Source organism: uncultured Tateyamaria sp. (genome assembly GCF_947503045.1).
GTDB lineage: Bacteria > Pseudomonadota > Alphaproteobacteria > Rhodobacterales > Rhodobacteraceae > Tateyamaria.
Genome location: NZ_CANNCF010000003.1, coordinates 485,405 through 509,408, shown reverse-complemented (window position 1 = coordinate 509,408; position 24,004 = coordinate 485,405). Strand labels below are relative to the sequence as shown.

19 protein-coding genes and 2 pseudogenes are annotated in these 24,004 nt (G+C 55.9%); 9 read left to right on the top strand and 12 right to left on the bottom strand.

Translation table 11 applies throughout. The features are described 5' to 3' along the window. Positions 1 to 190: pseudogene (locus Q1A89_RS16220) on the bottom strand (hypothetical protein); the annotation flags it as partial. A 185-nt stretch (positions 191 to 375) separates the two neighbouring features. Here Q1A89_RS16220 and Q1A89_RS16215 point away from each other — a divergent pair. The 5 genes from Q1A89_RS16215 to Q1A89_RS16195 all read left to right on the top strand — a co-directional run bounded on the left by Q1A89_RS16215 (position 376) and on the right by Q1A89_RS16195 (position 7,823). Beyond that, the gene (locus Q1A89_RS16215; protein WP_299730536.1) at positions 376 to 1,719 is read left to right on the top strand and encodes a hypothetical protein; all 1,344 of its coding nucleotides are present in this window, start codon (positions 376 to 378) and stop codon (positions 1,717 to 1,719) included. Positions 1,720 to 2,054: 335 nt separating this feature from the next. After that, positions 2,055 to 3,992 carry a RelA/SpoT domain-containing protein gene (locus tag Q1A89_RS16210; protein WP_299730532.1) on the top strand — a complete coding sequence of 646 codons (1,938 nt, stop codon included), beginning with the start codon at positions 2,055 to 2,057 and terminating at the stop codon, positions 3,990 to 3,992. Positions 3,993 to 4,284: 292 nt separating this feature from the next. Beyond that, on the top strand, positions 4,285 to 6,975 hold the full coding sequence (locus Q1A89_RS16205) for a type IV secretory system conjugative DNA transfer family protein (RefSeq protein ID WP_299730529.1): 2,691 nt from the start codon (positions 4,285 to 4,287) through the stop codon (positions 6,973 to 6,975). Positions 6,976 to 6,981: 6 nt separating this feature from the next. Further along, on the top strand, positions 6,982 to 7,269 hold the full coding sequence (locus tag Q1A89_RS16200; RefSeq protein ID WP_299730526.1) for a hypothetical protein: 288 nt from the start codon (positions 6,982 to 6,984) through the stop codon (positions 7,267 to 7,269). Between the two features lie 281 nt (positions 7,270 to 7,550). Continuing rightward, positions 7,551 to 7,823 carry a hypothetical protein gene (locus Q1A89_RS16195; RefSeq protein ID WP_299730523.1) on the top strand — a complete coding sequence of 91 codons (273 nt, stop codon included), beginning with the start codon at positions 7,551 to 7,553 and terminating at the stop codon, positions 7,821 to 7,823. Between the two features lie 7 nt (positions 7,824 to 7,830). Here Q1A89_RS16195 and Q1A89_RS16190 read toward each other — a convergent pair whose 3' ends face one another. The 3 genes from Q1A89_RS16190 to Q1A89_RS16180 all read right to left on the bottom strand — a co-directional run bounded on the left by Q1A89_RS16190 (position 7,831) and on the right by Q1A89_RS16180 (position 10,896). Further along, positions 7,831 to 9,150, bottom strand: a complete 1,320-nt coding sequence (locus Q1A89_RS16190; RefSeq protein ID WP_299730521.1) for a relaxase — start codon at positions 9,148 to 9,150, stop codon at positions 7,831 to 7,833. Further along, complete coding sequence (locus Q1A89_RS16185) at positions 9,150 to 9,584, bottom strand: hypothetical protein (protein ID WP_299730519.1); 435 nt, start codon at positions 9,582 to 9,584, stop codon at positions 9,150 to 9,152. The genes Q1A89_RS16190 and Q1A89_RS16185 overlap by 1 nt, the downstream gene beginning before the upstream one ends. Before the next feature lie 238 nt (positions 9,585 to 9,822). Beyond that, positions 9,823 to 10,896: a pyridoxal phosphate-dependent aminotransferase gene (locus Q1A89_RS16180; protein WP_299730517.1), complete on the bottom strand. Its 1,074-nt coding sequence runs from the start codon at positions 10,894 to 10,896 to the stop codon at positions 9,823 to 9,825. A 101-nt stretch (positions 10,897 to 10,997) separates the two neighbouring features. On the opposite strand from Q1A89_RS16180, the gene Q1A89_RS16175 reads away from it, so the two are divergent. Beyond that, entirely contained in the window at positions 10,998 to 11,951 is a 954-nt protein-coding gene (locus tag Q1A89_RS16175) for an ornithine cyclodeaminase family protein (RefSeq protein ID WP_299730515.1), read from the top strand. Positions 11,952 to 11,960: 9 nt separating this feature from the next. Here Q1A89_RS16175 and Q1A89_RS16170 read toward each other — a convergent pair whose 3' ends face one another. The 6 genes from Q1A89_RS16170 to Q1A89_RS16145 all read right to left on the bottom strand — a co-directional run bounded on the left by Q1A89_RS16170 (position 11,961) and on the right by Q1A89_RS16145 (position 18,300). Continuing rightward, positions 11,961 to 12,728, bottom strand: coding sequence for a cytochrome b561 domain-containing protein (locus Q1A89_RS16170; RefSeq protein WP_299730512.1), 768 nt, complete (start codon positions 12,726 to 12,728; stop codon positions 11,961 to 11,963). A 1-nt stretch (position 12,729) separates the two neighbouring features. Further along, the gene (locus Q1A89_RS16165) at positions 12,730 to 13,557 is read right to left on the bottom strand and encodes a carbohydrate ABC transporter permease (RefSeq protein WP_299730509.1); all 828 of its coding nucleotides are present in this window, start codon (positions 13,555 to 13,557) and stop codon (positions 12,730 to 12,732) included. A gap of 1 nt (position 13,558) precedes the next feature. Next, complete coding sequence (locus Q1A89_RS16160; protein WP_299730506.1) at positions 13,559 to 14,506, bottom strand: sugar ABC transporter permease; 948 nt, start codon at positions 14,504 to 14,506, stop codon at positions 13,559 to 13,561. A gap of 80 nt (positions 14,507 to 14,586) precedes the next feature. Then, positions 14,587 to 15,906: an extracellular solute-binding protein gene (locus Q1A89_RS16155; RefSeq protein ID WP_299730503.1), complete on the bottom strand. Its 1,320-nt coding sequence runs from the start codon at positions 15,904 to 15,906 to the stop codon at positions 14,587 to 14,589. Positions 15,907 to 15,969: 63 nt separating this feature from the next. Continuing rightward, entirely contained in the window at positions 15,970 to 17,058 is a 1,089-nt protein-coding gene (ugpC, locus tag Q1A89_RS16150) for a sn-glycerol-3-phosphate ABC transporter ATP-binding protein UgpC (RefSeq protein ID WP_299730500.1), read from the bottom strand. A gap of 15 nt (positions 17,059 to 17,073) precedes the next feature. Beyond that, positions 17,074 to 18,300 (bottom strand): FAD-dependent monooxygenase, encoded by a 1,227-nt coding sequence (locus tag Q1A89_RS16145; protein ID WP_299730497.1) that lies wholly within the window; start codon positions 18,298 to 18,300, stop codon positions 17,074 to 17,076. 87 nt (positions 18,301 to 18,387) lie between these two features. Here Q1A89_RS16145 and Q1A89_RS23520 point away from each other — a divergent pair. Further along, a pseudogene (locus Q1A89_RS23520) lies at positions 18,388 to 18,534 on the top strand (LacI family DNA-binding transcriptional regulator); the annotation flags it as partial. A gap of 27 nt (positions 18,535 to 18,561) precedes the next feature. After that, entirely contained in the window at positions 18,562 to 19,389 is an 828-nt protein-coding gene (locus tag Q1A89_RS16140; protein WP_299730494.1) for a substrate-binding domain-containing protein, read from the top strand. 16 nt (positions 19,390 to 19,405) lie between these two features. Here the strand turns inward: Q1A89_RS16140 and Q1A89_RS16135 are convergent, their stop codons facing one another. Together Q1A89_RS16135 and Q1A89_RS16130 are read right to left on the bottom strand one after the other, a co-directional pair. Next, positions 19,406 to 20,941, bottom strand: coding sequence for a hydantoinase/oxoprolinase family protein (locus tag Q1A89_RS16135; protein WP_299730491.1), 1,536 nt, complete (start codon positions 20,939 to 20,941; stop codon positions 19,406 to 19,408). Then, positions 20,938 to 22,062: a DUF917 domain-containing protein gene (locus Q1A89_RS16130; protein ID WP_299730488.1), complete on the bottom strand. Its 1,125-nt coding sequence runs from the start codon at positions 22,060 to 22,062 to the stop codon at positions 20,938 to 20,940. The genes Q1A89_RS16135 and Q1A89_RS16130 overlap by 4 nt, the downstream gene beginning before the upstream one ends. Before the next feature lie 268 nt (positions 22,063 to 22,330). Between Q1A89_RS16130 and Q1A89_RS16125 the strand changes: the two genes are divergently transcribed. Further along, entirely contained in the window at positions 22,331 to 23,932 is a 1,602-nt protein-coding gene (locus Q1A89_RS16125; protein WP_299730485.1) for an ABC transporter substrate-binding protein, read from the top strand. Positions 23,933 to 24,004 lie beyond the last annotated feature (72 nt).

Here is a 24,004-nt window from a genome sequence, read left to right as displayed (position 1 = left end):
TTTCGGTCCCATAGTCGGTCTCCTTTGTTGCAGTAAATGCTATCAAAGGAGCGGCATCAAACCGCGACAGATCCATAAAGCCTAACAAATCGGAAATACGAAAGTTGCACAGTTCGCTAGACCCCATCCGTGAAAACATCCGTGAAAACATCCGATATGGCATACGCACAGAAAGGAAGAGTGGCAGCAAGATTATCCGTCCTCGATAGATGAGCGAGCACGGTGTGATCGAAGCACTCCGCGATCGTGCCAATGGCGAACACCTAAGCGCCAGTGGCCAGCAGGTTTGGAGTGTTGGAAAGAACCCTTTTGCGTGCCATAGATCGTTTGACATGTTATTCTCGCCTTAATGTAGCGACCCATTCATGAGTATTTATGTCACTGATTACATGTAATAAATTAGTCGAATTGCTTCTCGCTTCCATTACGAACGTAATGGGGAATGATGGCGCGCTGGCTTCTTTTCAGTTTCGCAGACCCGGTGCTAGTCCATCTGAAGCAATTATGGCAACCGAGATATACTATCATCACTTTGAGCTAAACTTGGCATCACTATTTCTTCGCAGCAATGGTCCAAATTACTTGCATGCTCTGTCTCTTGACGAGATTTCCTCTCTTCTCAAAAGATTTTTGTCAGAAAATTTTTGGTATATAAGGCGAGCGGCCTACGACTTTCAGAATGTGGAACCTTACAGTCAGTGGATCACAGATGCGGAAAAGTTAACGCTAGCGCTTGTGATGATGCAAAGTAACATCTTCCAACCACAAGACGACCTAGTGTTATTTCCGCTTGTTCCTGTTTCGGTCGAAGGCCGCGTGAAGACCTCAAAATTCTTCTTCTCAAACCCCCGAGCTCGTGATGCTTTCGATGTTGGGCAGAAGTTTGCGGATCGCTTGGACCCTACCACTTTTCCTCCCAGCAAGGGCTTTACAGGAAAGAAAAACTCTCCAGGCGCTTGGCTCGGCATTTACTCACCGAACCACCAACATGCGCTTAAGCTTCGCTCATCTATTTTGGGGGCTATGGCCTTATCCATTCTCCCTCAGTACCGCTACACGTTCTCGATGCGTAAGGTGTTCGGAGGTACTTTTACTATCAAGCATGATAGCGTCAGCTACAACTTTGATAAACGACATACCCCTCCCTGTGCATATGAAGTTCAAATCGAAGAAACGGACCAGGGCTGGGTTGATCTTGTGTCCGAAATGCTGGTGTCCAACGAGAAGTCCGCGAGTAGAGGACTCAAGGCGCTAGAGTATTTTTTTCGTGCGTGGCCGCAGCGACCTGAAGAGAGGTTTCCAATTCATTGTATGGCACTCGATGCTCTCTTCGGGCACGTGAGTAATGCTACTGGCAGCGTGATTGATGGAGTTCTCTCAGTTACGGGAGAGACTGTAGACTCCAAGAGACTACGTGAGATTTTGCAGCTACGGGCGGCTGTCATTCATGGTGGAGCGCCGGACGTGTATGATTCAAGCAAGTATCCAAAGTACTATCGAAAATACGGGGCCGATCCGATTTCCGACCTGGAAAGCGTTTTGAGCCTCTCGATCAAAGAGCTAGTGTTTAAAGGGCAAATCCCGCGCAAATCGGACCCAAACGCAAAAATCATTGAGCAAGCCAAATCCCGAGGACTAATCCCGCCGAGGATACCCGACCATTCGATACTGCGCGGCTACTACGAAGCAAAGTCTGAGGAAGTGAAATTTGATCAGTGACCCAATCGTACCGTTGCCAATTATCCCAGACCGAAATCTGTATGTGAGTTGCAGCAAGTCCCCAAACGCTATGCGCAAGGTGTGCGGGGTACGACCCCGCCTTTGTGCTGTGGGCGGCTAAGCCGTCCTCGGCAAGGGGGCAACGCCCCCGTTGCATCCCCCAAGCATTTGGCACGCAAATCGTCACCACCAATTCAGTCACATCTCAACCAATTTTTGTCGCGGAGTTCGCCCGCACAACGTAAAAAGACTTGCTTACTAGTCTACTCCTGATAACCATTCCATCCGGGGAATGTTTGTTTGAACATCATAGACTAGATTAACAGCGGGTTGGAATGGACGAATTTGAAAGTGAACGGCGTCGTTTGATGAGAGACGCGAACAAAATGCTTGTTGGCGCCGACAAGATGTTGCGATTGATAAACAACGCGTTGGAATTTGGCTCTAATAGCATTCTTGATCAATCTTACAGCGTCAAATCTCGTATCAAAACAGCCGGAAGTTTGGTCGAAAAAGTATTGACCAAGAGGGCAGAGGGAGACGTCGACTATACCTTAGAATGTGTAACTGACATCGTAGGCTTCCGCTTTCTAGTGTTGTTCAAGCAGGATCTCACATCTCTAGTTAGTAGCTTCGTAGATTTCCTTAATAAGTTCCATTCGGAGCCGACATCAATCTTGGCTGGAGAATCTTTGGTCGAAGGGGTCAAAGAGATCATAGTCTACAAAACCAACGTTTCGGAGGAAAGCTACCTCGCAATTTTTTCACAGCTAAAATCATTTTTTAAACATCACGGGTTTCCTGATGGTTTTGTAAAGCTGGATAGCAAAGATACTAAGTACTCCTCTGTTCACATTGTAGTAAACGGCCTAGTCTACGTTGGTGGGCAAGCCAAAACAATACCTGTTGAATTTCAACTTCGGACCGTTTTCGAGGATATTTGGGGCGAGGTTGAGCACAGATTGATATATAAGAACCGGCGATTGCAAGATATGGAAGATAGCTCAATTCGGCAACGGATGGGGCAAATCTTGTTGGGTAACCTCAAAGATCAACTGGATGTTGGTTCCGAAGCAGCGGATCGGGCTTATTTCGAGTTGTTGTTCGAACATTCGGTGGAAACGGCAAAAGGTTCAGCTTCCTCGCGAGCGCTCCTTGTTCTTGACAAGATACAGGATATTTTGCCTGAAAATGCGGCTAGCGCAATCTCTACTCTTCGGGAAGAGATTGTGTCGACATACAGCGTTCTCTCTAACTTGTCGGACGAGCAAAGTGTTGAAGCAGCGGCGAGCGGCTTTCGCCAAATGTGCACATCAATTGAGGACTTTGACAAAGCATGGAGCGATAGCTGTGTTCAAAACGAGGAAAGCGTTAGTAAATTTCGGTATATGGTTGATATGGAAATTGCCGCAGGTTATTATTGGCAAGGCCAACTGGCCAGTCAGCAAATTGGAGGCGCTTCTTATAGGTTTGAAGACAGCACAAGCAAAGAAGCAAGAAAGTACTTTGAGAAAGCGCGTAGGATTTATTTCGACATTGCGTCAATGTCTGCGTATGCAAATGACCCCATTCTGAATCTTAGGCTCGGAGAGATTTTTCGAAATACTCATCAACTACGCGCAGCTCAAGTCTATTTTGAGACAGCGCACACCGCCATGGATAGAAGTGATTGGGTCGGAAAAGGCTCAATTTTTGAGTCAATAATACCGCGCCAACTAGGTTATCTATACTGGTTGCAATCGATGGAACTTAGTCAAGCTTACTCTGATTTTTCCGAACAGGAAAGCGGGCCTGTCAACCACGCATCTCAAGCAGTCACGGATCAAATTTTGACTAAGCTAGCAAATGCGTTCTCGGCAACATACGGCCTTGACCAATTGACAATAACGACGGCTGACAAAGAGCGGGGCAACCCCGAACGAGAAAAGGCGGTGGCCTACAACAATGCAATGTCGTACGCGCTCGAGTTCATCGAAAGGGGTGGGAGTCGTCAAAGGTTGAATGAAATATCGGAAAATGGTTTCGATCTTGATTTCTACAAGCGCTTTTATACTTACTATGCCCCCGACGGACCAATGGAAATTGACATTAGAATGGTCGAAACCGGCCTGAATTCTGCCTTGTTGTTCGATGATATAGATCATGGGCTTGCATGGCTCAAGCGAGCGCACGCATGGTTGCAGAAGCGGCCTGATGATGTCCTGCAAGACGTGTTGCTCAGAAGAGTAAAAAGGGCAGTCGCCAAAGCTGAAAACGCTTGGAACACAGATTGATGGTCAATGTGCAAGCTGCTGGCGACACGCAGAGATTCGCTTGAGTTCCTCAGTAAGTTGGTATACTATATCCAGAATGAAAGGTTTTATATGTCCAGTTTTTTCAACGCGGCTTCACTTCTTTACGGTCAAAGCGGCCGTGGATTGATTGTTGGAAGCTATCCCGTTCCTTACCCCATTCCATAACGGCTTGATCGCAGTGCGAAAGTTGTCATTGGACTTCAAGCGAAGCCACACTTGTCGCGTATACTTTCACACGGGCCGATGGTTGGGTACGGTAGACGTCTAAAAGATGACATTCTCCACTGGTGGTATTTTTCGCGGAGCGCTTGCGCTTTTCCTTGCCAGCGGTTCTTTGACCATTCCAATTGTCGGTGATGCAGGTGCATTTTTCGGCGGTGGTGTTGTCGGTGCGGCGCTCAGCTTTCTTGTAACCTTTCTGTTCTACTGGGTCATTGTTAGCAAAATATGGGAGTTCCTTGTTTTCGCCTTTGGTGGGGGTGTCGGTCGCTACAACCCAACTAAGCTTTACAGGCGAGTTCAGTGGTTGACGTTTGCCATTGCTATGTCGCTCCCCGTCTTCGCGGGTGGGGTATCCTTTATGGCTGCATCGCCAGCAGGTGAGCGCTCTGAAACCTACCAAAACGCGGTTGATCGGGTTCAAGCGCAAAGGATGCGGGAAGCGCGAGTACGCCAGAGCAATCGGTTCGACGCAGAGGTCACCCGCCGTAGAGAGAGAATAGCGAATGCACAGTCTGACAGGCGCTATCGCATCGCGGCGGCAGAGCAAGAACGGCGTGTACGCATTGAGACTGAGCGGAAGCGACTGGAAAATGTACTCAATGAGGAACGTGATGAAGTTCTGATGGGCTTGGATGCTCGTGAACGTCAGAACGAAGCAATATTTCAAGCGTTCTTCACGGCGAACCCATTGGCGCATAATGGTAATGAAGTATTCCGGCGTGAAATTGGCCTTTTTGCGGACGCTTTGCAGCGGCAGTTTGGTGTTCAACTGAATGCAGTCAAACGTCGCCAACTTGCTTCGATCATTAGCGATGAACTAGATGCATTTGAGCGCGTTCACGTCAATTCTGATTGTGTTGACCTGGCGCGCGCAGGCAACATCGATGAACTTAAGCGCCTCAGGATTTTTGACCTATGCATCGCGTTTGTCGTTTGGTTGAACTTTGAAGCAAACGATCTTCGTGATGCGTCCGGGGGACTACTTGTTGTCCCTTCCATTGTGAGCTTATCGCGTCAACTGCGAACGCTTCCTCCTCTCTTTGATGAGAAGAACGAAATCAAGGCGCGGCGCGACGGTGTAACGCGTGCTTTTGCTGCGCAAGTGAACGCTATCGACTACACAGAACCGCCCGTTGATATGTCAGCGTTTCCACCGGTTGATCCAGCGTTCTATCCTGAAGTCACACTGGATAGGATCCCTTTGTTTGTGCCCGAAGAGCCCATCATTGTTGACTCGCCCGATCCCTACGGCGAACGAGTTACAGCAACATTTCTAGCGCATTGGTGGTGGCTGGCAATTCTATCCCTTGCCGCCTGGCTCGCCATCCAATTTTCAGGGCAAACACAAATTGCCTATGTCTATGGGCGCATCATTCGATTTCTGGATGAAGGGCGCTTCGGCTTTGGCGGTTCAGCACGCTTTACCAGCATGTTCGAGGAGTGGGGAAAACCCTACGGGAAGAGAAAGCTCTACATGGGCCGCTCTATGTACAACCCGTTTGACGAAGTCGGTTTGGGTGGCGAAGCCCATATGATCACCGTGGCCGGATCGCGCGGTGGTAAGGGGGCATCGGCAATTATTCCCAATTTGCTTCTCTGGGAAGGCTCGTGCGTTGTTGTTGACCCTAAAGGCACCAATGCTCGTGTGACAGCGGAAGCCCGTCGCAAGATGGGTCATAAAGTCTATCTCATCGACCCGTTTGGCTATGTGACCAAAGATGGTGACAGTTTCGATCCCTTCGCCGATCTTGATCCCAGCCGCGATACGATCCGTGAGCGCATAGGAAGCATCGCCGACGCACTTGTGATCCGTGATGAAAACACCAGAGAACCACATTGGGACGATGGCGCGCGCACGATCATTGCGGGCCTCATCTCTCATGTCGTGAGCGGCCATTCCGGAGGTGAGAAGAAGCTGCACGCGGTGCGCGATCTCATCAAACGCTTGCCAGAAGAACAGGATCGCATGTGGGCGGAGATGGCCTTCAATGAAGAGGCTGGCGGCTACGCAAAGGATGCGGCAATGCGCTATATTCGCGGCTCGGAAACAAATGAAATGCTGGGCATCATGTCCAACGCGGATAAGCACACAGAATGGCTCTCCAGTGACGTTATGCGCAAGGTTACGTCCAACGCTTCTTTCAAGCTCTCTGATTTGAAGAATGAGCCCACCACAGTTTATTTGATCATCCCACCGCGCCAACTCACGCGGCAAAACAGGATCATCCGCCTCTTTATCAATCTTATGCTGGATGCAATGGAAGATGGCGGCAGAGCCGATGTGCCTGTACTGATGATGATCGATGAGTTTTTGGCGCTGGACTACATGCCGGAAATCCCGACAGCCTTTGCGACCATGGCATCGTATAATTTGGTTCTGTGGCTCTTTATCCAGGACTTGAAAGGCTTGCAGGAGAAATACAAAAACGACTTCAATGCCTTCATTGCCAACTCGCGCGCGATGCAGGTTTTCTCGACAACTGATGACGTGACCAAAGACTATGTTTCCAAACGCCTCGGTAACCGACCTATGAGTGGCCTGGCCAGCATCACTCGATCCAGCGAAACCATACCTCTGCGTTCAGCGGATGATGTTGAAAAAGATCTCAAGGCGAGCGAGCTGCGCCAATATGTGATAGAGGCAGGCAACCCTGCAATGCTCCTTGAACGCGTTCCTTACTTCAAGCCAAACACGCGTTTCGCCGGAAAATACGATCCTGACCCTGATTTTGAGAGGTGACCCCCTTTGATCGACGATGATAAGGACGCCCGCTCGAGTGCAACGTCGCAGGCATTCGAAAAGGCCAGCATGCCTACGCCTGCATCTGAATTGGAACGCCAACAACTCTTAGATTCCATGGCGAAGCCCAAAAAAGCCATCGAGTTGACGCCAAATGGAACAACCGAGAAGGAGGTCAATCAACAAGTAGACGAAGCAAAACTGGCCCGCATAAAGGAAATCGAAACAAGACTGCGGAATGCGCGTGAGGTGAAGTCTATTCAGCGAAGCTTCGATCAGAAGCGCTCGCGATAGCAATTTAGAACCCAAAACGCCTAAAACCCTCCTTACTAGCTTACATCAAACCCAGGGACGCCTCTGGCCGTGGGTCAATGCTCTTGCCGCCGCTTCGCGGTCTCCCGAGAAGAGCATTGACCCATCCCTGGCCTTTGATCGAGCCGTCCCAGCCGCGCAACTTTGCGCGGCTTTTTTGTGGGACGCTCGCCGCTTGGCAAGGGTTCAAAGCGAAACGGGGTAGATGGCAGCTGTTGCCAAATTTGCTCTGAAGGCACGATTTATGAGAAAGTGGTAAACATATGTATTTTTTGACTGAAAAGGAAATTGAGGCCGAACTGACCATCGAAGTGAGGGACTTGCCCGATACAAAAGGCGCTATGCGTCACATACGTGGATATCGCTTCATGTGGCGCGAGTTCGACCGCATCGTCAACACGACGGAGGTCGATCCTTTTGACATCATCGAAATTGCGGAAGTCTATGTCGCCGAATATGGTGACCCATGGGGCGAAGCGTTCCAAGACGTCGTGCTGTACCACAGAGATAAATACGTTCTCGGGATTGACGTTTAGAGCGGTTTCAACGCTCTAAACTTGGCCCGTCTCGGTTACGCGTTCTTTCCCGTCTTCGGTTGCGATTTTGAGCCAATCTCTTCTGCGTAGCCCTAATCTGTGCCTCATTGTCCTTTGGTTCTAAGCGCTTCACATCATGCTGAAGCTCATTTTGCACAGACGCAAATTGCTCTTTGATGGATTGTGATTTTTGCTGAGCTTGCACCCGTGCAGAGGATTGCCGAGATTGAAGCCCTTGACGTTGTTTTTCATCGCGTTCTTGCGCCAGTTTAGCTGCAAGGTCGTTTTCTTGAAGCATACGTCTTCGTTGACCGGTGATACGATCCAGCAGCCCCCAAAAGCCTTTGCGCAAACGATCTTCTCGGGCCTGAGATTCCGCGACTTGCTTTTCATGTTGCTTCGCCAGTATTCGCGCTTTGACTGTGTCTTGCATCTGTTTTTGCCGATCTTGGGCCGCCACCAATCGATCCAGTCGCAAGCGCTCTTCTTGATCTTTTTCAGCTTGAATCTCTTTCAGGCGGTCTGTGACGCGTGTAGCGGCTTTCTCATGCGCCTGATCGACTGTTGGTAGTTTGTCTGCCTCTCCAAGCTTCTGACGCACTTCCTTGGCGCGTTTCTTTGTCCATTTGGATACCGCATAGACTTCGCCCTCATGATCCACCGCGACAAATCCACGCCGTCCTTTAGCAAGCACATATCCATGCTCGTCCAAAGCATGTGAAAAGCTGGCCGCATTGTCAGAAACCGACCAACAATCTTGGAATATGCCGATCAGCTTTTCAGGGTCTTTGCCTGCCCGTTTCGCTTGTTGCCACTGTTCCAAAGAGAATTTTCGCGGATCACGATCAGGCTTGTGCAACATGCCATCCGGCATCCGCCAATCTCGTTCGAGGTAAATCTCACGGCTCAACTTCATTAGCTTGTCTTTAGTGAAGGAGAGCTGGACAGCTTTCATCTCGTCCGTCTTGATCCGGCAATATACCGCGTGCGCGTGCCTGCGAACTTCGCCATCGCGGCCCTGTTTTTCGTGAAAAACGATGGCGCGAGGCTGACCCGATAGTCCCAGTGTCCGCTCAGCTCGGGCTATGGTGTCCTCAAAGTCTTTATCGCTGACGTTTTCTGTTGGGGGCGGGTTGATGGACAAGGAGAATAGATGCTGTTTACACTTTGTGGCGCGACTGACGGCGAAACTTTCTTTGAAGGCTGCTTCCAAATCATTCGAGGAAAAACCTCGTATGTCATGCACTTCGACGCGTTCATTATCGTCTTTCATCAAATGCAGCGCCAAGTCACGCCCGCCGCCGCGTTGGTTGCCTACAAAGAGCATCAGTCGGCCTTCAATCCCAGAGCGCGGATCAAATCCGCGCGCATAGATGAGATGCACGCGCAGGCTGCGAGGACCGTTCGGACATGCTCGTCTGACAGGTTAAGGTTCCCAGCTTCGGCTTGAATAATCAGCGTGTTCAAATTTCGGAAGACGTCGCTTCGGCCCAAGGTACCGAGCACTTGTGCCAAGGCCTCGTAGTCTTTGACGACATTTGCTTGACGGGATTTGCGGGGCTTTTTGCCCTCAAACAGACAAGCCTTCACATACGTGCCGATGGGTGTGCGGCCAGCCATATCCTGAAGCTGCACCCGTTCATCGTCCGTCACACGGAAAGAGATCGGCGAAGGCCGTTTCTTTCGTGTTTTCTTCGGGGCCAAAGGCGCGCCGGCGTTCCTGAATTTTGAAGTGAGCGTCGCGACATATGGGTGCTTCATGGCTGCGGCTCCTCCGGGGATGCGAAGTTATCCACGCCAAAGTCATCAGGTTCGAAACCAGAAGCCTTGAGATGCGCTTCCCATTCCCCCAAAATATCAAGAACGGCGTTCGAACTCTCTACAGAGGTGTCCGCCACCCACCATTTTCATTCAATTCTGTTGGCGCTCATTCAACCCCTTATGGAGCTGTTTTCGTGGGCTTATCTGCAGGCGGACCTTTTCAGACCAGCCAATTGCATCACGTCGCGGGTCTGTTTTGCATCAGGTGTGCATCGAGTGCGGCGAGCCCTTCGTCCAGCCCCGTGCGGCCAAAGCCGAGGCGGAAGCGGTCTTGCGGGGTTGGGCCGAGGTCTGAGGAATAGATGGTGCTGGGCAGGAACAGGACGCCACTGTCTTCGACCAGGGACTGGCAAAAGGCTTCGACCCCGTCGGCCCCTTTGTAACGCGGGAAGGCCATGCAGGACCCGGCGGGCCGTGTCCATTCGAAGAGGTCGGGATAGCGGGCAAAGAAGGCGTCCCATTTGGGCAGGTTTTCGTCCACGATGGCGCAGTTGCGCGCGAAGATGCGGTCCTTGTTGCGCAGGGCGATCATCGTCAGACGCTCGCTTGGGCCCGAATTGCAAATCGAAAGGTAGTGTTTCAGCCGCTCCATTTTCGACAGGATTTCACTGTCCTGACAGGCGATCCAGCCGACGCGCAGACCGGGCAGGCCGTAGGATTTCGACATGACGTTCAGGGACAGACCGCGCTCGTAGATGTCGGCAATGTAGGGCAGGTGCTGTGCGCTGGTTTCGCCGAGGCCGTTGAAAATTTCGTCATGCAGGATGTAGATGCCGTGCTTGCGGCACAGCTCGACCAGTGCGTGATAGCGATCGAGCGGCAGGATGGTTCCGGTCGGGTTGTGGGGGAAGTTGATCGTGACCAGCCGCGTGTTGGGTCGGATCGCATCGGCGACGCGGTCGATGTCGAGCGACCAGTTGTCCTCTGGATCAAGCGGCACGCCCGTGGCCTCGCCTATGGCGATCGGCAGGGTTTCGTGGGACTGGTAGTTTGGCGTGACCATGATCGCATGACTGTCTTTCTCGAGGATCACGTTGTTGGCGGCAAAGATGCCTTCGGATGCGCCTGCGAAACACAGGATGTCTGATGCCTTTTGCCGCTGGTAGGTGCCCGCGATCCGTTCGCGCAGGTCCGGCGCACCAAAGGTTTCGGTATAGCCCAGCCACATGCCTTCGAACGCTGCCCGTTCTTCGGGCGTGGCCATGGCCAGCAGATCCTGCATCGACATCGATTCAGCGTCAGAGGCGGTCATGTGGTAACGCGCCTTGAATTCCCACTTTGAGAAATGCGTTTCCAGTCGAAAATCCGGCAATGTTGGCATAGGGTTAGGGCACCTGTGTGGGGAGTTTGCAGATGATTAGCCTAAGCCGCGCCGAAATCGAAGCGCTTATCGATCTGCCGGTGGCGGCCCGGGCCATTGAGGCTGCGTATCGCGCGACAAGTCGGGGCGATGTGACTCTGCCCCCGGTGGGCCACATTACCTTTCCCGAGCACGATGCGGATTGTCACATCAAGTATGGGCATATGGCGGATGATCCGACCTTCGTGATCAAAGTTGCGACCGGGTTTCCCGGCAATGGTTCGATTGGGCTGCCCACGGGCAATGGTCTGGTCCTTGTGCTGTCGGCTGAAACCGGCGCGGTTGAGGCCATGCTGCATGATGAAATGATGCTGACGGATATCCGGACGGGCCTGGGCGGCGCGATCGCCAGCCGCACGCTGGCGCGCCCTGACAGTCGGCGCGCGCTGGTCATTGGCACAGGCCCGCAGGCCCGCCGACAGATCGAGGCGCATGCCGCGTTGATGTCGCGGCTGTCCTTTCAGGTTTGGGGGCGGGATGCGCGCAAGGTCGCTGAGCTGGTGGCGGAGATGGCCCCGGTCTGTGATGTCACGGGCGTGGATGATCTGGAGGCTGCGGTGCGGCAGCCGGATGTGATCATCACCGCAACCGGGTCCACTGCGCCCCTTTTGCGCTCGGACTGGGTGCTGCCGGGCACGCATATCACCGCCGTTGGTGCGGATGCGCCGGGCAAACAGGAGTTGGACGTCGCATTGGTGGCGCGCGCCGATGTTCTGGCCGTGGATCTGGTGGCGCAATGTGTGGATCATGGTGAGGTATCCCATGCCGCCGCGGCCGGGTTGATCCAACCGGGTGAGTTGCACGAGATCGGGGCGCTATTGGAACACCCGGAGCGTGGCCGGAAGGATGCTGCGCAAGTCACCATAGCCGACCTTACCGGGATTGCCGCGCAGGACATCGCGATGGCAAATGCCATCCTTGCGGCATGGCGGGAGCAGTCGGGCTAGTCGCGGTTGCTATTTCGGGGCAGTGTGTTGGCCGTCGGGCATCAGGTTGTCGACATCTGCACCGGTGCCACTAAGCAAGTTGGCGGGCCGCTGTACACCCCAGCCGGGGGCGGGCAGGCGATTGCCGGGATGGGACGGGTCGGGGCCCCAAATGGCCTGATAAGTGTCCACGGCCATGCCCCGCTTTTGCAAGGCGGAGTAGAGCCCGACCAGAAAGCACCACCAGATGCCCAGAACGCCCCACATCCATAGCGGCGCGTTTGCCTTCCAAAGCCCCAGCGCGATAACGGCGACGGAAAGGGCCAGTAGCGCGTATCCCAGAGACTTGTGCAGCCATTCGAACATGCGCCGCCAACCCGTCATGTCATAGTGATGGCCGCGCATGCTGCCTTGCTTGCGCAACTCGGTGGGGCCGCCCTTGTTGCCGCGAAAAATGCCAAGCATCACCTGCGCGACCAAGCCCAGCAGCAAAAGATACCCCAGCGCGGTGTGCGTGCTCAGCGCCTGAAAATCGGGGGGCAGGACGAGGGCAAAGCCGACGATCGACAGCACAAACACAGCCGATTGCCCGATCCAGTGGCATCGCCACCAAAACGGGTGATCCAGCTCGACCGGCCAGTTCTGGCGCGGCATGATCTTGAAAAACCGGGCGAAGATGACCGCCAATGGGGCCAGAACGCCCCAGGCCAGCACCATCATGCGCGCATGCCAGGACACCAGCAGACCCACCTCATGGGCGCGTGCGGGGTCAATTGGTGCGCTCAGCCACTCCCACATGTCAGCCCTTTACGGCGCCTGCCGTCATACCGGCGATGATCTGGCGCGCGGCGAAGAAGGTGAACAGAAGCGGCGGGATTACGATCAGCGTGCCCATGGCCATGATCCGCCCCCATTCAACGCCGGTGTCTGTGATAAAGCCCGAGGCCGCCACAGGCAGCGTGCGCGTGGTGCGCCCGGTGAGCAGCAGGGCGAGGATGAATTCGTTCCACGCAATGCGGAAGGTAAAGATGCCCGCGACCGCATAGCCTGACTTCATCAGCGGCAACAGCACCCGGAAGAACACCTGCAAGGGCGATGCACCATCGACGACCGCCGCCTCTTCCAGCTCGACCGGGATTTGTTTGTAAAACCCGAAAAGCAGCCAGATCGCAAAAGGCAGGTTCAGCGCGGTGTATAGAAAGGTCAGCACCGCAAGGTCGTTGTCCACGCCCGAGATCATCACGAATGCAAAGGCAGGCACCGCCAGCACCGCCGGGGGCACCATGCGCACCATCAGCGTCGAATTCGCCATCAGCGTGCGCCCTTTGAAATCAAGCCGCGCCAGCGCGTAGGCGCAAAACCCACCCAACAACAACGTCATCACGGTTGAGGCGCAACCGACGATGATCGAGTTGGTGAGATAGCGGTCAAACTTGCCCCGCGTCATGATGTATTCGTAATTTTCCAGCGTGGGCACAAAAAACAGCCACAGCGGTTCAGCAGATTGCACGTCGATGTCGTTCTTGAAAGACGTGGCCAGCATCACCCAGATCGGGGCCAGCGCCATGAAGGCCAGAACGACCAGAGCGGAATAGTGGTACAGCTGACGCGAGAAAGTGTCATTCATCTCAGACGTCCGATCTTGATTTCATGGGATTGGCCATCGTCAGGATCAGGGTCGAGATCGCGAACACTATGACAATCAAAAGTACGGAAATGGCCGACGCGTAGCCTAGTTGCTGGGTCTCAAAGGCACGGTTGTAGATGTGCAGGGACAACAGCTCGGTACTTCGGCCCGGGCCACCGCCGGTCATGATCAGCATGACCTCCATCCCGCGGAACACGTCGATGAGACGCATCAACAGGGCAATCACGAGGATCGATTTGATCATCGGCAGCTTGACCAGAAAGACCTGCTGCCACCAGTTGGCCCCGTCGATGGTCGAGGCTTCGACCACTTCGGACGGCAGGGCCTGCAGGCCTGCAATCACGATGATGAAGATGAACGGCGTCCACTGCCAGATGTCGGTGAACACGATGGCAAAGAAGGCCAGTTGCGCATCCCCGAGCCAAATCTGCGGTTCGATCCCGAACCACGCGCCGAGATAGTAGTTGATCCAGCCCACCCGCGCATCGAACAGGTAGCGCCAGATCAGGCCGACAACCACCGGAGAGACCATGAGCGGCAGGATAAAGATCGTGCGAAACACCGACGCGCCGCGGATCGGTTTTTCCAGCAGCAGGGCAAGGGCGACGCCGAGGGTCATTTCGATGGTGATGGTCCAGAAGCCAAAGCGCATGGTGACCCAGAGCACTTCCCAGACTTGCGGGTCAGTCAGCATGCGCGAGAAATTTGTCAGCCCGACAAAGGGCGCGTCTTCGAGGTCAAGGCCGATCTGCCAGTCATATAACGACAGATACATCGCCATGAAAACGGGGTAGAGCAGTCCGCCCAGCATCACCAGCAGGGCTGGAAAGATAAAGGCGTAGGGCGTGATAAAGCCTGCTTGAAATCGCGGCTGTGGCATCGGCTCGGGCAGGTCCAAGCGTTGCGTATCCATGTCAGCATGAGCCATTCTGTTCCGCCGCGTCCCGAATTGTGTGGAAAGGAAAGGTGGCGAGGCCCCGCACGAGGGCCCCGCCGGGGTTTTTCAGATTACTGCCAGACGTAGTAGCCTTCGCGCTCCATGATGGCGCGGGCTTTTTCGTTGGCGGCATCCATTATCGGCTGGATCGGATCATCTGTTGTGATGACCTGCGTCAGGGCCTGGCCCAGCACGTCGATGTTCAGCTCGTTCCACTCGGGGATCAGAGGACGCCAGTCGGGGTCGGCGCAGGGCAGCTGCTCGGCCACGACGGGATATTCGTCAAAGCCTTCGGTGTTGTTTTGCAGCGTGGAAATCCGGACCGGATCGCCGCCCAGTTCAACCATGCGCTGGTCGCCTGCCTTGGAGGTGATGTATTGCAGGAACAGGAAGGCCGCCTCTTTGTTCTGGCTGTTGGCCGGGATGCCGGCGGCAAAGCCACCCGTTTCCGACCCGCAACGCGACCCGACGGGGTGCAGCGCATATCCGACCTTGCCGTCGATCTTGGACAGCTTGGGATCGCGCGACATCGCAGCGATCTTGAGTGTATCAAGGTGCATCGCGGCCTCGCCTTGCAGGAAGGCAGCCGCCGCTTCGCCAAAGCCGAAGGTGGGGATGCCTGCAGGGCCCGTCTTGACGACTTCGCGCATTACCTGTGCTGCTTCAACCGCCTCGGGTGAGTTGATCACAGGGTTCCAGTTGTCATCAAAGATCTTGCCGCCCAGAGGTGCGAGATGCAAAAGCCAACCCGCCGTGACCTGGTGGCCTGTCTTGCCGCGCGAGGTCAGTGCCGGGATGCCAGCGGCGTGCAGTTTCGCCATCACGTCGCGCAATTCGTCATAGGTTTCGGGAACCTCAAGGCCCTGCTCTTCGAAGATGTCCTTGCGATAGGCGAGGATGGAAGTCTCTGCCCCGAACGGCACACCATACATGGCGCCCGATTTTCCCGGCATATAGCCTTTGTGACCACCGACAATGCCGCCATTCTGCAGGTAGGCATCGGCGATGTCGTTGATGTCATAGTTGGGATCGACAAGGCTGCCATTGGTGTAGAACTGGCTCAGCGGGGTCAGCAGACCCTTGGAGACATATTCGCCTTTCCACATCACGACCCAGGACACGACGTCATATTCGCCTTCATCCTTGGACATCTCCAGCAGTTGCCGGTCGCGCAGTTTGAGGTATTGCAGCGCGTCCACCTCGACCTCGATGCCGGTTTCCTCGGTGAATTCCTCGATCAGCTCTTCGGCCTTGATGAAGTGGCTGAGCGCGGGCCATGACACGACAATCGTCGTGCCTTCGTATTTCTCATACGGATTGGCAAACGCCAGCGTCGTGCTCATGGTCAGTGCGGCCAGTGCACCGACCCCTTTCTTGAATAGTCCAGTCATCTTTATCCTCCCGTTAGATTTTGACTTTGGTTGATATGCAAAACGTTGCATGCGGTTGGGGTGCTAGAGGGCCTCCCCGGAATTGCTGTCGAACAGGTAAAGCCGTGACGTGTCGAAAAAGTACTGCCCGTCCGACATGCGGTCGGCTTCGGGGCCGACTTCGACGGCGGCGGTGATGTCCTGCCCGCCCATATCCGCCGCCAGAAACTGGCTGGAGCCGATGTATTCGGCGACTTTCACCTTGAGATCGATGGGGGCAAAGGCGTCGCTGCGGGCTTCGGCGGCAAAATGTTCAGGGCGCAAGCCCAGCGTGACCTGCCGTCCGGTGGCGCGATTGGCGGTGTCTTTCAGTCGATCCGGCACCGGCAGTTTGAAACCTGCACCCTGCACATGCAGTTGCCCGTTGTCCTCGCTGAGTTCTGCAGGCACCAGCGTCATCGACGGAGAGCCGATGAAGGTCGCCACAAAGGTGTTCACCGGCGCGTTGTAGACATCCTTGGGCGTGCCGACTTGTTGGATCAGGCCGTCTTTCATGATCACGATCCGGTCGGCCATGGTCATGGCCTCGATCTGGTCGTGGGTCACGTAAATCATTGTGCGGTCGAGCTTTTTATGCAGCAACGCCAGTTCCGTGCGCATGGTCGAGCGCAGTTTGGCGTCGAGATTGGACAGCGGTTCGTCAAACAGGAACACATAGGCGTCGCGCACGATCGAACGTCCCATCGCAACCCGCTGGCGTTGCCCGCCCGACAGGTCCTTGGGTTTGCGATCAAGATACGGCGTCAGTTCCAGCATGTCGGCGGCGATGCGCACGCGTTCCTCGATCTCGGCCTTGGGGCGCCGGTCAAGGCGCAGGGCAAAGGACATGTTTTGCGCCACGTTCATATGCGGGTAAAGCGCGTAGGACTGGAACACCATCGCGATGTCGCGTTCCTTGGGCTTGGCCCATGTCACGTCCCTGCCCGAAATGACGATCTGACCGGAACTGACCTTTTCCAGCCCGGCGATCATCCGCAGGGTTGTCGATTTTCCGCAGCCCGAGGGGCCTACAAATACGACAAACTCACCCTCTTCGATGTCCAGCGACAAATCGGGAATGACGGTCACATTCCCATAGGACTTGGACACGTTTCGAAGGACGACACCGGCCATCAAAGGGTTCTTTTCTTAGGCAGCAAAATAGGAAAACTCCTTGGCGATGTTGATTGATTTATCAAACCATGCCGCGCAGTCCTGTGGGCTGTGCGTGGCAAGGTCGATGGTGTTCCAGATGAATGCGTCTTCCATGTCCAGACCCATGTTGAGCATGGACACGGCAACTTTGGTTTGTTGCGCGGACCAGTCGCTGAGGATGTCGTCAAGTGGTGCGTCCGTCGCCAGCCCACGGGTCAGATCGCGCGCATTGGTGAACCCCTTGAACACGCCCGCGCCCGTCAGTGGCGGCACCATGATGCCCGCATCTCCCATCAGGCACATCCGCCCCTTGCGATAGGCCGGGAGGTCAGAGGTATAGATCTGCTGGATCTGGTTGTCGGTCGAACTGCAGACAATGTCGGCGTAATACTTCGGCAGGTTGTCGCGGATCATCGATTTAAGCGCATCATCCTGTTCGGCGCGCATGTAGCCTGCCGGAATTGTTCCGACCCGCGACACGCCGTCCTTGTCGACCATGAAATCCGCCAACTCGCTTTGCGCCAGCGGGAAATAGCATGCCCAGTTGAACAGCCGGTCCCCGACCTGCTCTGATCCCTCGCGGCTGGGGATCATGTAGGAAATAAAGCTGCCCTTTTGATTTCTGAGCGAAAACCTAGGGTGCACGGCCAGCTGATCGACCTGTTCGATCTGAGATTCGGGCACCACGCCGCGCCAGACGGTATAGCCGCGATATTCCAGATCAACCTCGGGGAACATGATCCGTCGCCCGAGCGAGTGATAGCCGTCGGCAAACAGGACGATATCCGCGTGGCGCGCGTCGCTGTCGGCGAATGTCATCCTGACGCTGTCGCCGTCATGATCTGCGGTGAGCAATTGCATGTCGTTGTGATAAATGTCGTCGGGCAGGCGTCGCCGCATGTTTTCCCACATCCCCGACCAGTGCACGCAGCGCATGTCCAGCGGCACGCTGAGCGGGCAGTGACCGAATTGTTGGGTGGCATCCGTGACCTTGGACAGTTGCAGTTCGGAATAGGGCATCGACGGGAAATTCTCGTCGAGGATATCGGCGGCCTTCATTTCATTGAGCACCCGGCGCGAGGTTGTGACCCCGCCGCCGCGACCCACAAGACCCTTGCGCGACCGCTCAAAGACGTCGACCGAATGACCGGCGCGCGACAGTAGGATTGCCGCCATCGTCCCGGCAATTGATCCACCAATGATCGCAATTTTCTGACCCATGATCCCCCCTCTGACCCTTTACGATACGCAAAGACGGGGACTAATCTACTGTTAGATTGTCAGCCGCTAACTATTAGGTCAGCTTTTATGCCGCAGAAACGACGAATGACCCTGAGCGACGTTGCCGAGGTTGCCCAAGTGTCTGAAATGACGGTGTCGCGTGTCTTGCGCGACAAGGGGGTTGTTTCAAAAAGGACCCAACAAAAAGTTCAGGAAGTAATTGAAAGAATTGGATATGTTCAAAACAAGCTGGCCGGATCGTTGGCTGAAAACCGATCCAATCAGGTCGCCGTCATCATCCCGTCGCTGACCAACAATATCTTCACCGAGGTGATGACCGGCATCACTTCTGAACTGGAACGGGTGGAGTATCATGCCGTTGTGGGCGTCAGTGACTACGATCTGAACAAGGAAGAATCCCTGATCGTGTCGATGATGTCCTGGCGTCCGGCGGCCATAATTGTGTCAAACGCGGTCCATACCGAGCGTGCCACCAACATCCTGCGCAACACCGATATCCCTGTGGTGGAGATCATGAGCCTGAGTGCGGCCCCCATCGACATCAACATCGGGATCAACCATCGCAAGGCGGCGCATGATCTGGCGCAATATGTGATTTCGAAAGGCTACCGACGCTTTGGATTTCTGGGCTGGAACGAGCGCGATATCGCCGCTGCCGAACGGTTCAGCGAAATTCAGTCCGTCATCCACCAACATGGGCATGAATTTCTGCCCCCTGACCCTTATGACAGCCCGCCGAACTTTCTGCGCGGCAAGGAAGGGCTAAAGGGCATGCTGCAGGACAATCCGAAACTGGATGCCGTGTTTTTTCCCAATGACACGACGGCCATCGGCGGAATGATCCATTGCATCGAAAGCGGCATAGATATTCCGGGGGACGTGGCAATTGCCGGGTTCAGTGGCCTTGCGGTGGGCCAGAACATGCCGTTGAGATTGACCACCATCCAGACAAAACGCTTTGAAACCGGGCAGTTGGCCGCTTCTGAGATCATCCGACGCCTGAACGGGCGCAGCGGCATTGCCTGTCACGACATGGGCTATGTGCTGCTGGGCGGTCAGACGACATGAGCGCGCAGGCGGGCCGTCAGGATGCGGCCTCACCCACGACGCGGACGCGGGCACGCAATGCCTGACCGGGCAGGTAGCTGAGCGGCAGGTCCTCGACTTCGATCACCTTGATGGTGTCTTCCTGAGCGCCGGCCTTGATCGCCTGGGCGATGGCGGCGGTCTTGGCGTTCTCGATGGCCTCTTCGCGGCTGACATCGCGGTAGATACGGTCCGTTTCACCTGAAATCTGCGCGATGGCTGCGCCCACGGCATTTGCGACCGCCTCGTGTTCCACATGGACGACTTCGTTGATCCCGGGCATCGTTTCGGGGATCAGCATTGCGCCACCGCCAACCGCCAGCAGCGGCACCGGGGTTGCATCGGTCTTCATCCGGTCGACGGCCTCAGAGATACGCTCGTGAACAGTGGCAAGGGCGCGGGTGATCAAACCCTTGTCCAGATGCTTGACCAGCGCGGGATCCCCCACATCGGCAAGCCCGGCGGCGACGGCAATGTCGGTACAGGTCAGAGTTTGACCGCCAAAGACAAGCGCCTGCGTCCCCAACCTGTAGCCTACGCTGTGCGGGCCGATCTCGTGCGCGTCGCTGGACACTTTGGTGCCGCCACCGATGGCAATCGACAGCAGGTCTGGCATCCGGAACAAGGTGCGCACGCCGCCCACTTCGACCACGTTGTTGGCCTCGCGCGGGAAGCCGTTGATCAGGCAACCCACATCGGCCGTGGTCCCGCCCACATCACAGACCATTGCGTTCTTGCGCCCGGTCAACAGGGCGGCGCCGCGCATCGAATTGGTGGGCCCGGAGGCAAAGGAAAAGACCGGGAAGTCGCGCGCGGCATCGGCATGGGCCACGGTCCCGTCGTTTTGCGTGATATAGAGACGCGCGTTCAGACCGCTTGCGGCCACGGCATCGCTGAAGGCTTGCGTGATGTCCGAGGCAAGCCCGATCAGCGAGGCATTCATCAGCGCGACATTCTCACGCTCCAGCAGGCCGATGCGCCCCAGCGACGAGCTGAGCGTGATATGGGCGTCGGGGTGTTCCTGGCGCACGATGTCTGCGGCGTGTTCCTCGCAGGCGGCGGTCAGGGGCGAGAAGCTGGCCGAAATAGCCACCCGGTTCACGCCATCCTTGCGGATTTTGCGGGCGACTTCGGCGATTTCCATGTCCTGCATCGGCACCATGTCGCGCCCGTCATATTCATGCCCGCCATGCACCAGATAGGCCCCGTGGTTGACCTGTTCGGCCAGATCCTCGGGCCAGTCGCAAAACGGGGGCAGGCTGGCCGAGGCGGGCAGCGAGACGCGAATGCCCGCAACCCGGTCCAACTGTCGGCGCTGAACCACAGCGTTGGTGTAGTGGGTGGTGCCGATCATCACCGCCTCGACCGCATCGGCAGCAGGCCCGGCGGCCTCGACCACCTCCTTGAGGGCGACGCGCACACCGGTGGTCACGTCCTGCGTGGTGAACGTTTTGATCGCGGCGATCACCTGGTCATTGTCAATCAGCACGGCATCCGTATTGGTGCCGCCAACGTCGATCCCGATCCGCTTCATCTTACGACCTCGTCTCCGAATACTGAGGTGAAGGGGATGTCGAACCCGAAGGCCACGGGCCCCACGGCCTCAAGGCCCTTGTCCGACAGGAAACACTCGGGCCCCGGCAGGGCCAGAACCGAAATCCTCTGGCCAAAGCGGATGATGTCGGTGCCGATTCCTTCGCCCGATACGCTGTCGAGCAGGCAGATCAGATCGGGTGTCATCACCACCGGCTCACCGTCCAGAAAGGCCACCGAGAATTCGTTCTGGAAATGCACGATCATCTCGCGGCCAAGGTCGCCGTCCTGCCCTTCGAGCGTGGCCTTGCCGCGCAGAAAGCCTTCGGTTGCGATGCGGTCCACGTCGATCACCTTGCCAGTGAACATGCGCTTGCCATGCGAGGCCGTCAGCACCGCGTCGATTGGATTGGAATGGGTGCGCTTGGCCTCGAGCACCGTTTCGCCCAGCCGGATCGCCTTGGAGGTGGTGTATAGAATGCCGTGCTGCTTGACTTCGGCGCCGGAGCGCGGTGCCTTGCAGGTCGCCGCAGAGGCCCCCATTTCGGTGCAGACCTTACGGCTGATCCGCTCCATCCAGCGCCAGGATGCGGCGCGTGGGATCACCACTTCGTTGTCGCGGATATCGGCCATCGCAAACGGGTAGCATTTCAGTTCCGCCACAGCGACTGAGGTCATCTGCGCCTCGGGATAGGCGCGCCCCATCGTGTCGGCATCCACCACCGGCAGGCCGGTCAGCGCCGAGATCAGCAAAGGCTGCAACCCGTTGCCGCCGCCAATCTCCAGCGCCATGATCGCGTCAAACTTTTCGCCCAGATATTGTTCCATCATGCGCACGGGACGGGCGGAAAATTCGGGGTCGGCCAGACGTTCCTGCCCGACGATTGGTGCGCCCATGTTGGACACCACCGCGACGCGCGCATCGTCGGCCAGCGCCATTGGATCGACCAGCGTGATCTTGTGCCCGTCCTTGTAGAGGCGGCGCAAATTGAGCAGCTTGTGATAGGGATCACCCCCGCCGCCGGTGCCCAGTATCCACGCCCCGATGGCCAGTGCCTCGACATCATCCGCACTAAGGACGCGCTGCAACTGATTTGGCGTGCGCAGGGCATGAGCTGTCATCGGGCGGTCTCCTGTCGGGAGGTTTCAACTTTGTTCATTAAGCAATCACCTAAGCATGAATGCATAGCAAATAACCATCCGACATGAGCGCGATAGAGGGCACTTATGACGCGGCCCAAACCTGCGCGTGTCATAGGCCAAGCCAATGCCGCGCATTGATAATGATTAGTTTTCAATGTCGCGTGGGCCTGTTCTGATGCAGGTGTCAGGGGTTGGCGCGTTTGGAAATGCGCGGCCTTGCCCCGCTAATCCTGAACAGGGGGTAATAATGAAAATTCACAGCAGAGTAGCAAATCTGTTTGTCGCGGGGGCTGTGGCCGTCGCAATGAACGTGATGCCTGCGGCTGTCTCGCCAGCCCGCGCGGCAGAGCTTGTGGACGACAAGCTGTACATGGTCATCGCCGGACGCCAGGAAGTGTCCCACCTTGATCCCGCCCAGAAATACGATCTTGCCATCCGCATGATGATGCAGGCCCTTTATGACGGGCTGGTCAAATACGAAGGCAACCCCGCCGAGGTCAAGCCGTGGCTGGCGGACAGCTGGGAGACGTCCGAGGACGGGCTGACATGGACGTTCAATCTGAACCCGGATGCCAAGTTCCATGATGGCAGCCCGGTGAATGCGGATGCGGTTGTCTATTCTTTCCAGCGCACGATGGAAATCAACGAAGGCCCCGCATGGATGCTCGAAGGGTTCCTGACCCCCGACAACGTCAAGGCGGTGGATGCCACCACGGTCGAATTCAAGCTGGAAAAGCCCTATTCGGCGTTCCTGTCCTTCTTGCCGTGGTGGTATGTGGTGAACCCGGCGGTGGTCGAGGCCAACAAGGGTGACGATTTCGGCAAATCCTACTTGCTGGAAAACGCAGCCGGATCAGGCCCCTACATCCTGGATCGTTTCGAGGCAGGCAGCTCGTACGTGCTCAAGCGCAATGACGATTACTGGAAGGGTTTCACTTATGACAACGACCGCATGGGCGGCGTCATCTACCGTCTTGTACGCGAAAGCTCGGCACAACGCGCGGCGTTGATCAAGGGCGAGGCGGACCTCGTCACCGGTCTGGGTGTCGAAGAGCGTCAGGCGCTGGCGGACAATGGTGATGTGTCGGTGTCGACCATCCCGTCGCTGACCTCCTTCGGTCTGAAGATGAATACCCAGCAGGGCATTACGGCTGACGTGAACATCCGCAAGGCGCTGGCCTATGCCTACAACTACGACTCTTTCCTGCAAATCCTGAACGGCGAGGGCAAGCTGCAAACCAGCCCCTTCACGGATGCCATTCAGGGCTATGTGCCAATTGCGGATATGCCGCGCCGCGATATCGCCAAGGCCAAGGAATATCTCGCCAAGACCGAGTATCCTGATGGCGGGTTCGAGGTCGAGTTTGTCTATGTCGAAGGGTTCGAGCTGCAACGCCAGATGGCGCTGTCCATGATCGACGCCTTCCGGGACATCAATGTCGAGGTCAAGCTGACGCCACTCACATGGCCCAACATGGTGGCCCGTGGGTCGTCGCCTGACACATCGCCCAACATCATGGCGATCTTCACCACGCCAGTCTCGACCGACCCGGACGCGGTGGCGATCCAGTACCACCCGGCATCCAACGGCAAATATTATGGATCGCACTTTCTGGAAGACGCCGAGCTGATCGAGATGATCGAAACCGCGCGTGCCGAAACCGATTGGGAAAAACGCGCCCCGATATATGCCGAAATCCAGCAAAAGATCGTTGATCTGCAGCCGGAAATCTTTGGCATGATGCGCAACCGGGGCACGGTGCATCGCACATGGGTCAAGGGCTATGCCGACAGTCCGATCCGCATGGAAGGCGAGATCGACTTCTACTCAACGTATCTGGAGCCGTAAATCCGGCATCATATGCTAAGCTTCGGGGCGGCCAGTTTGGGTCGCCCTGTTTTCTGATCAAAGGAAACCTGT

What these genes read in the sequence shown, in the direction of transcription:
- Q1A89_RS16130 (WP_299730488.1), bottom strand. Translation starts at nt 22,062, where the DNA reads ATGACAGCTCATGCCCTGCGCACGCCAAATCAGTTGCAGCGCGTCCTT.
- Q1A89_RS16155 (WP_299730503.1), bottom strand. Translation starts at nt 15,906, where the DNA reads ATGACTGGACTATTCAAGAAAGGGGTCGGTGCACTGGCCGCACTGACC.
- Q1A89_RS16175 (WP_299730515.1), top strand. Translation starts at nt 10,998, where the DNA reads ATGATTAGCCTAAGCCGCGCCGAAATCGAAGCGCTTATCGATCTGCCG.
- Q1A89_RS16190 (WP_299730521.1), bottom strand. Translation starts at nt 9,150, where the DNA reads ATGCTCTTTGTAGGCAACCAACGCGGCGGCGGGCGTGACTTGGCGCTG.
- Q1A89_RS16195 (WP_299730523.1), top strand. Translation starts at nt 7,551, where the DNA reads ATGTATTTTTTGACTGAAAAGGAAATTGAGGCCGAACTGACCATCGAA.
- Q1A89_RS16165 (WP_299730509.1), bottom strand. Translation starts at nt 13,557, where the DNA reads ATGAATGACACTTTCTCGCGTCAGCTGTACCACTATTCCGCTCTGGTC.
- Q1A89_RS16135 (WP_299730491.1), bottom strand. Translation starts at nt 20,941, where the DNA reads ATGAAGCGGATCGGGATCGACGTTGGCGGCACCAATACGGATGCCGTG.
- Q1A89_RS16145 (WP_299730497.1), bottom strand. Translation starts at nt 18,300, where the DNA reads ATGGGTCAGAAAATTGCGATCATTGGTGGATCAATTGCCGGGACGATG.
- ugpC (WP_299730500.1), bottom strand. Translation starts at nt 17,058, where the DNA reads ATGGCCGGTGTCGTCCTTCGAAACGTGTCCAAGTCCTATGGGAATGTG.
- Q1A89_RS16125 (WP_299730485.1), top strand. Translation starts at nt 22,331, where the DNA reads ATGAAAATTCACAGCAGAGTAGCAAATCTGTTTGTCGCGGGGGCTGTG.
- Q1A89_RS16215 (WP_299730536.1), top strand. Translation starts at nt 376, where the DNA reads ATGTCACTGATTACATGTAATAAATTAGTCGAATTGCTTCTCGCTTCC.
- Q1A89_RS16205 (WP_299730529.1), top strand. Translation starts at nt 4,285, where the DNA reads ATGACATTCTCCACTGGTGGTATTTTTCGCGGAGCGCTTGCGCTTTTC.
- Q1A89_RS16160 (WP_299730506.1), bottom strand. Translation starts at nt 14,506, where the DNA reads ATGGCTCATGCTGACATGGATACGCAACGCTTGGACCTGCCCGAGCCG.
- Q1A89_RS16180 (WP_299730517.1), bottom strand. Translation starts at nt 10,896, where the DNA reads ATGACCGCCTCTGACGCTGAATCGATGTCGATGCAGGATCTGCTGGCC.
- Q1A89_RS16210 (WP_299730532.1), top strand. Translation starts at nt 2,055, where the DNA reads ATGGACGAATTTGAAAGTGAACGGCGTCGTTTGATGAGAGACGCGAAC.
- Q1A89_RS16185 (WP_299730519.1), bottom strand. Translation starts at nt 9,584, where the DNA reads ATGAAGCACCCATATGTCGCGACGCTCACTTCAAAATTCAGGAACGCC.
- Q1A89_RS16170 (WP_299730512.1), bottom strand. Translation starts at nt 12,728, where the DNA reads ATGTGGGAGTGGCTGAGCGCACCAATTGACCCCGCACGCGCCCATGAG.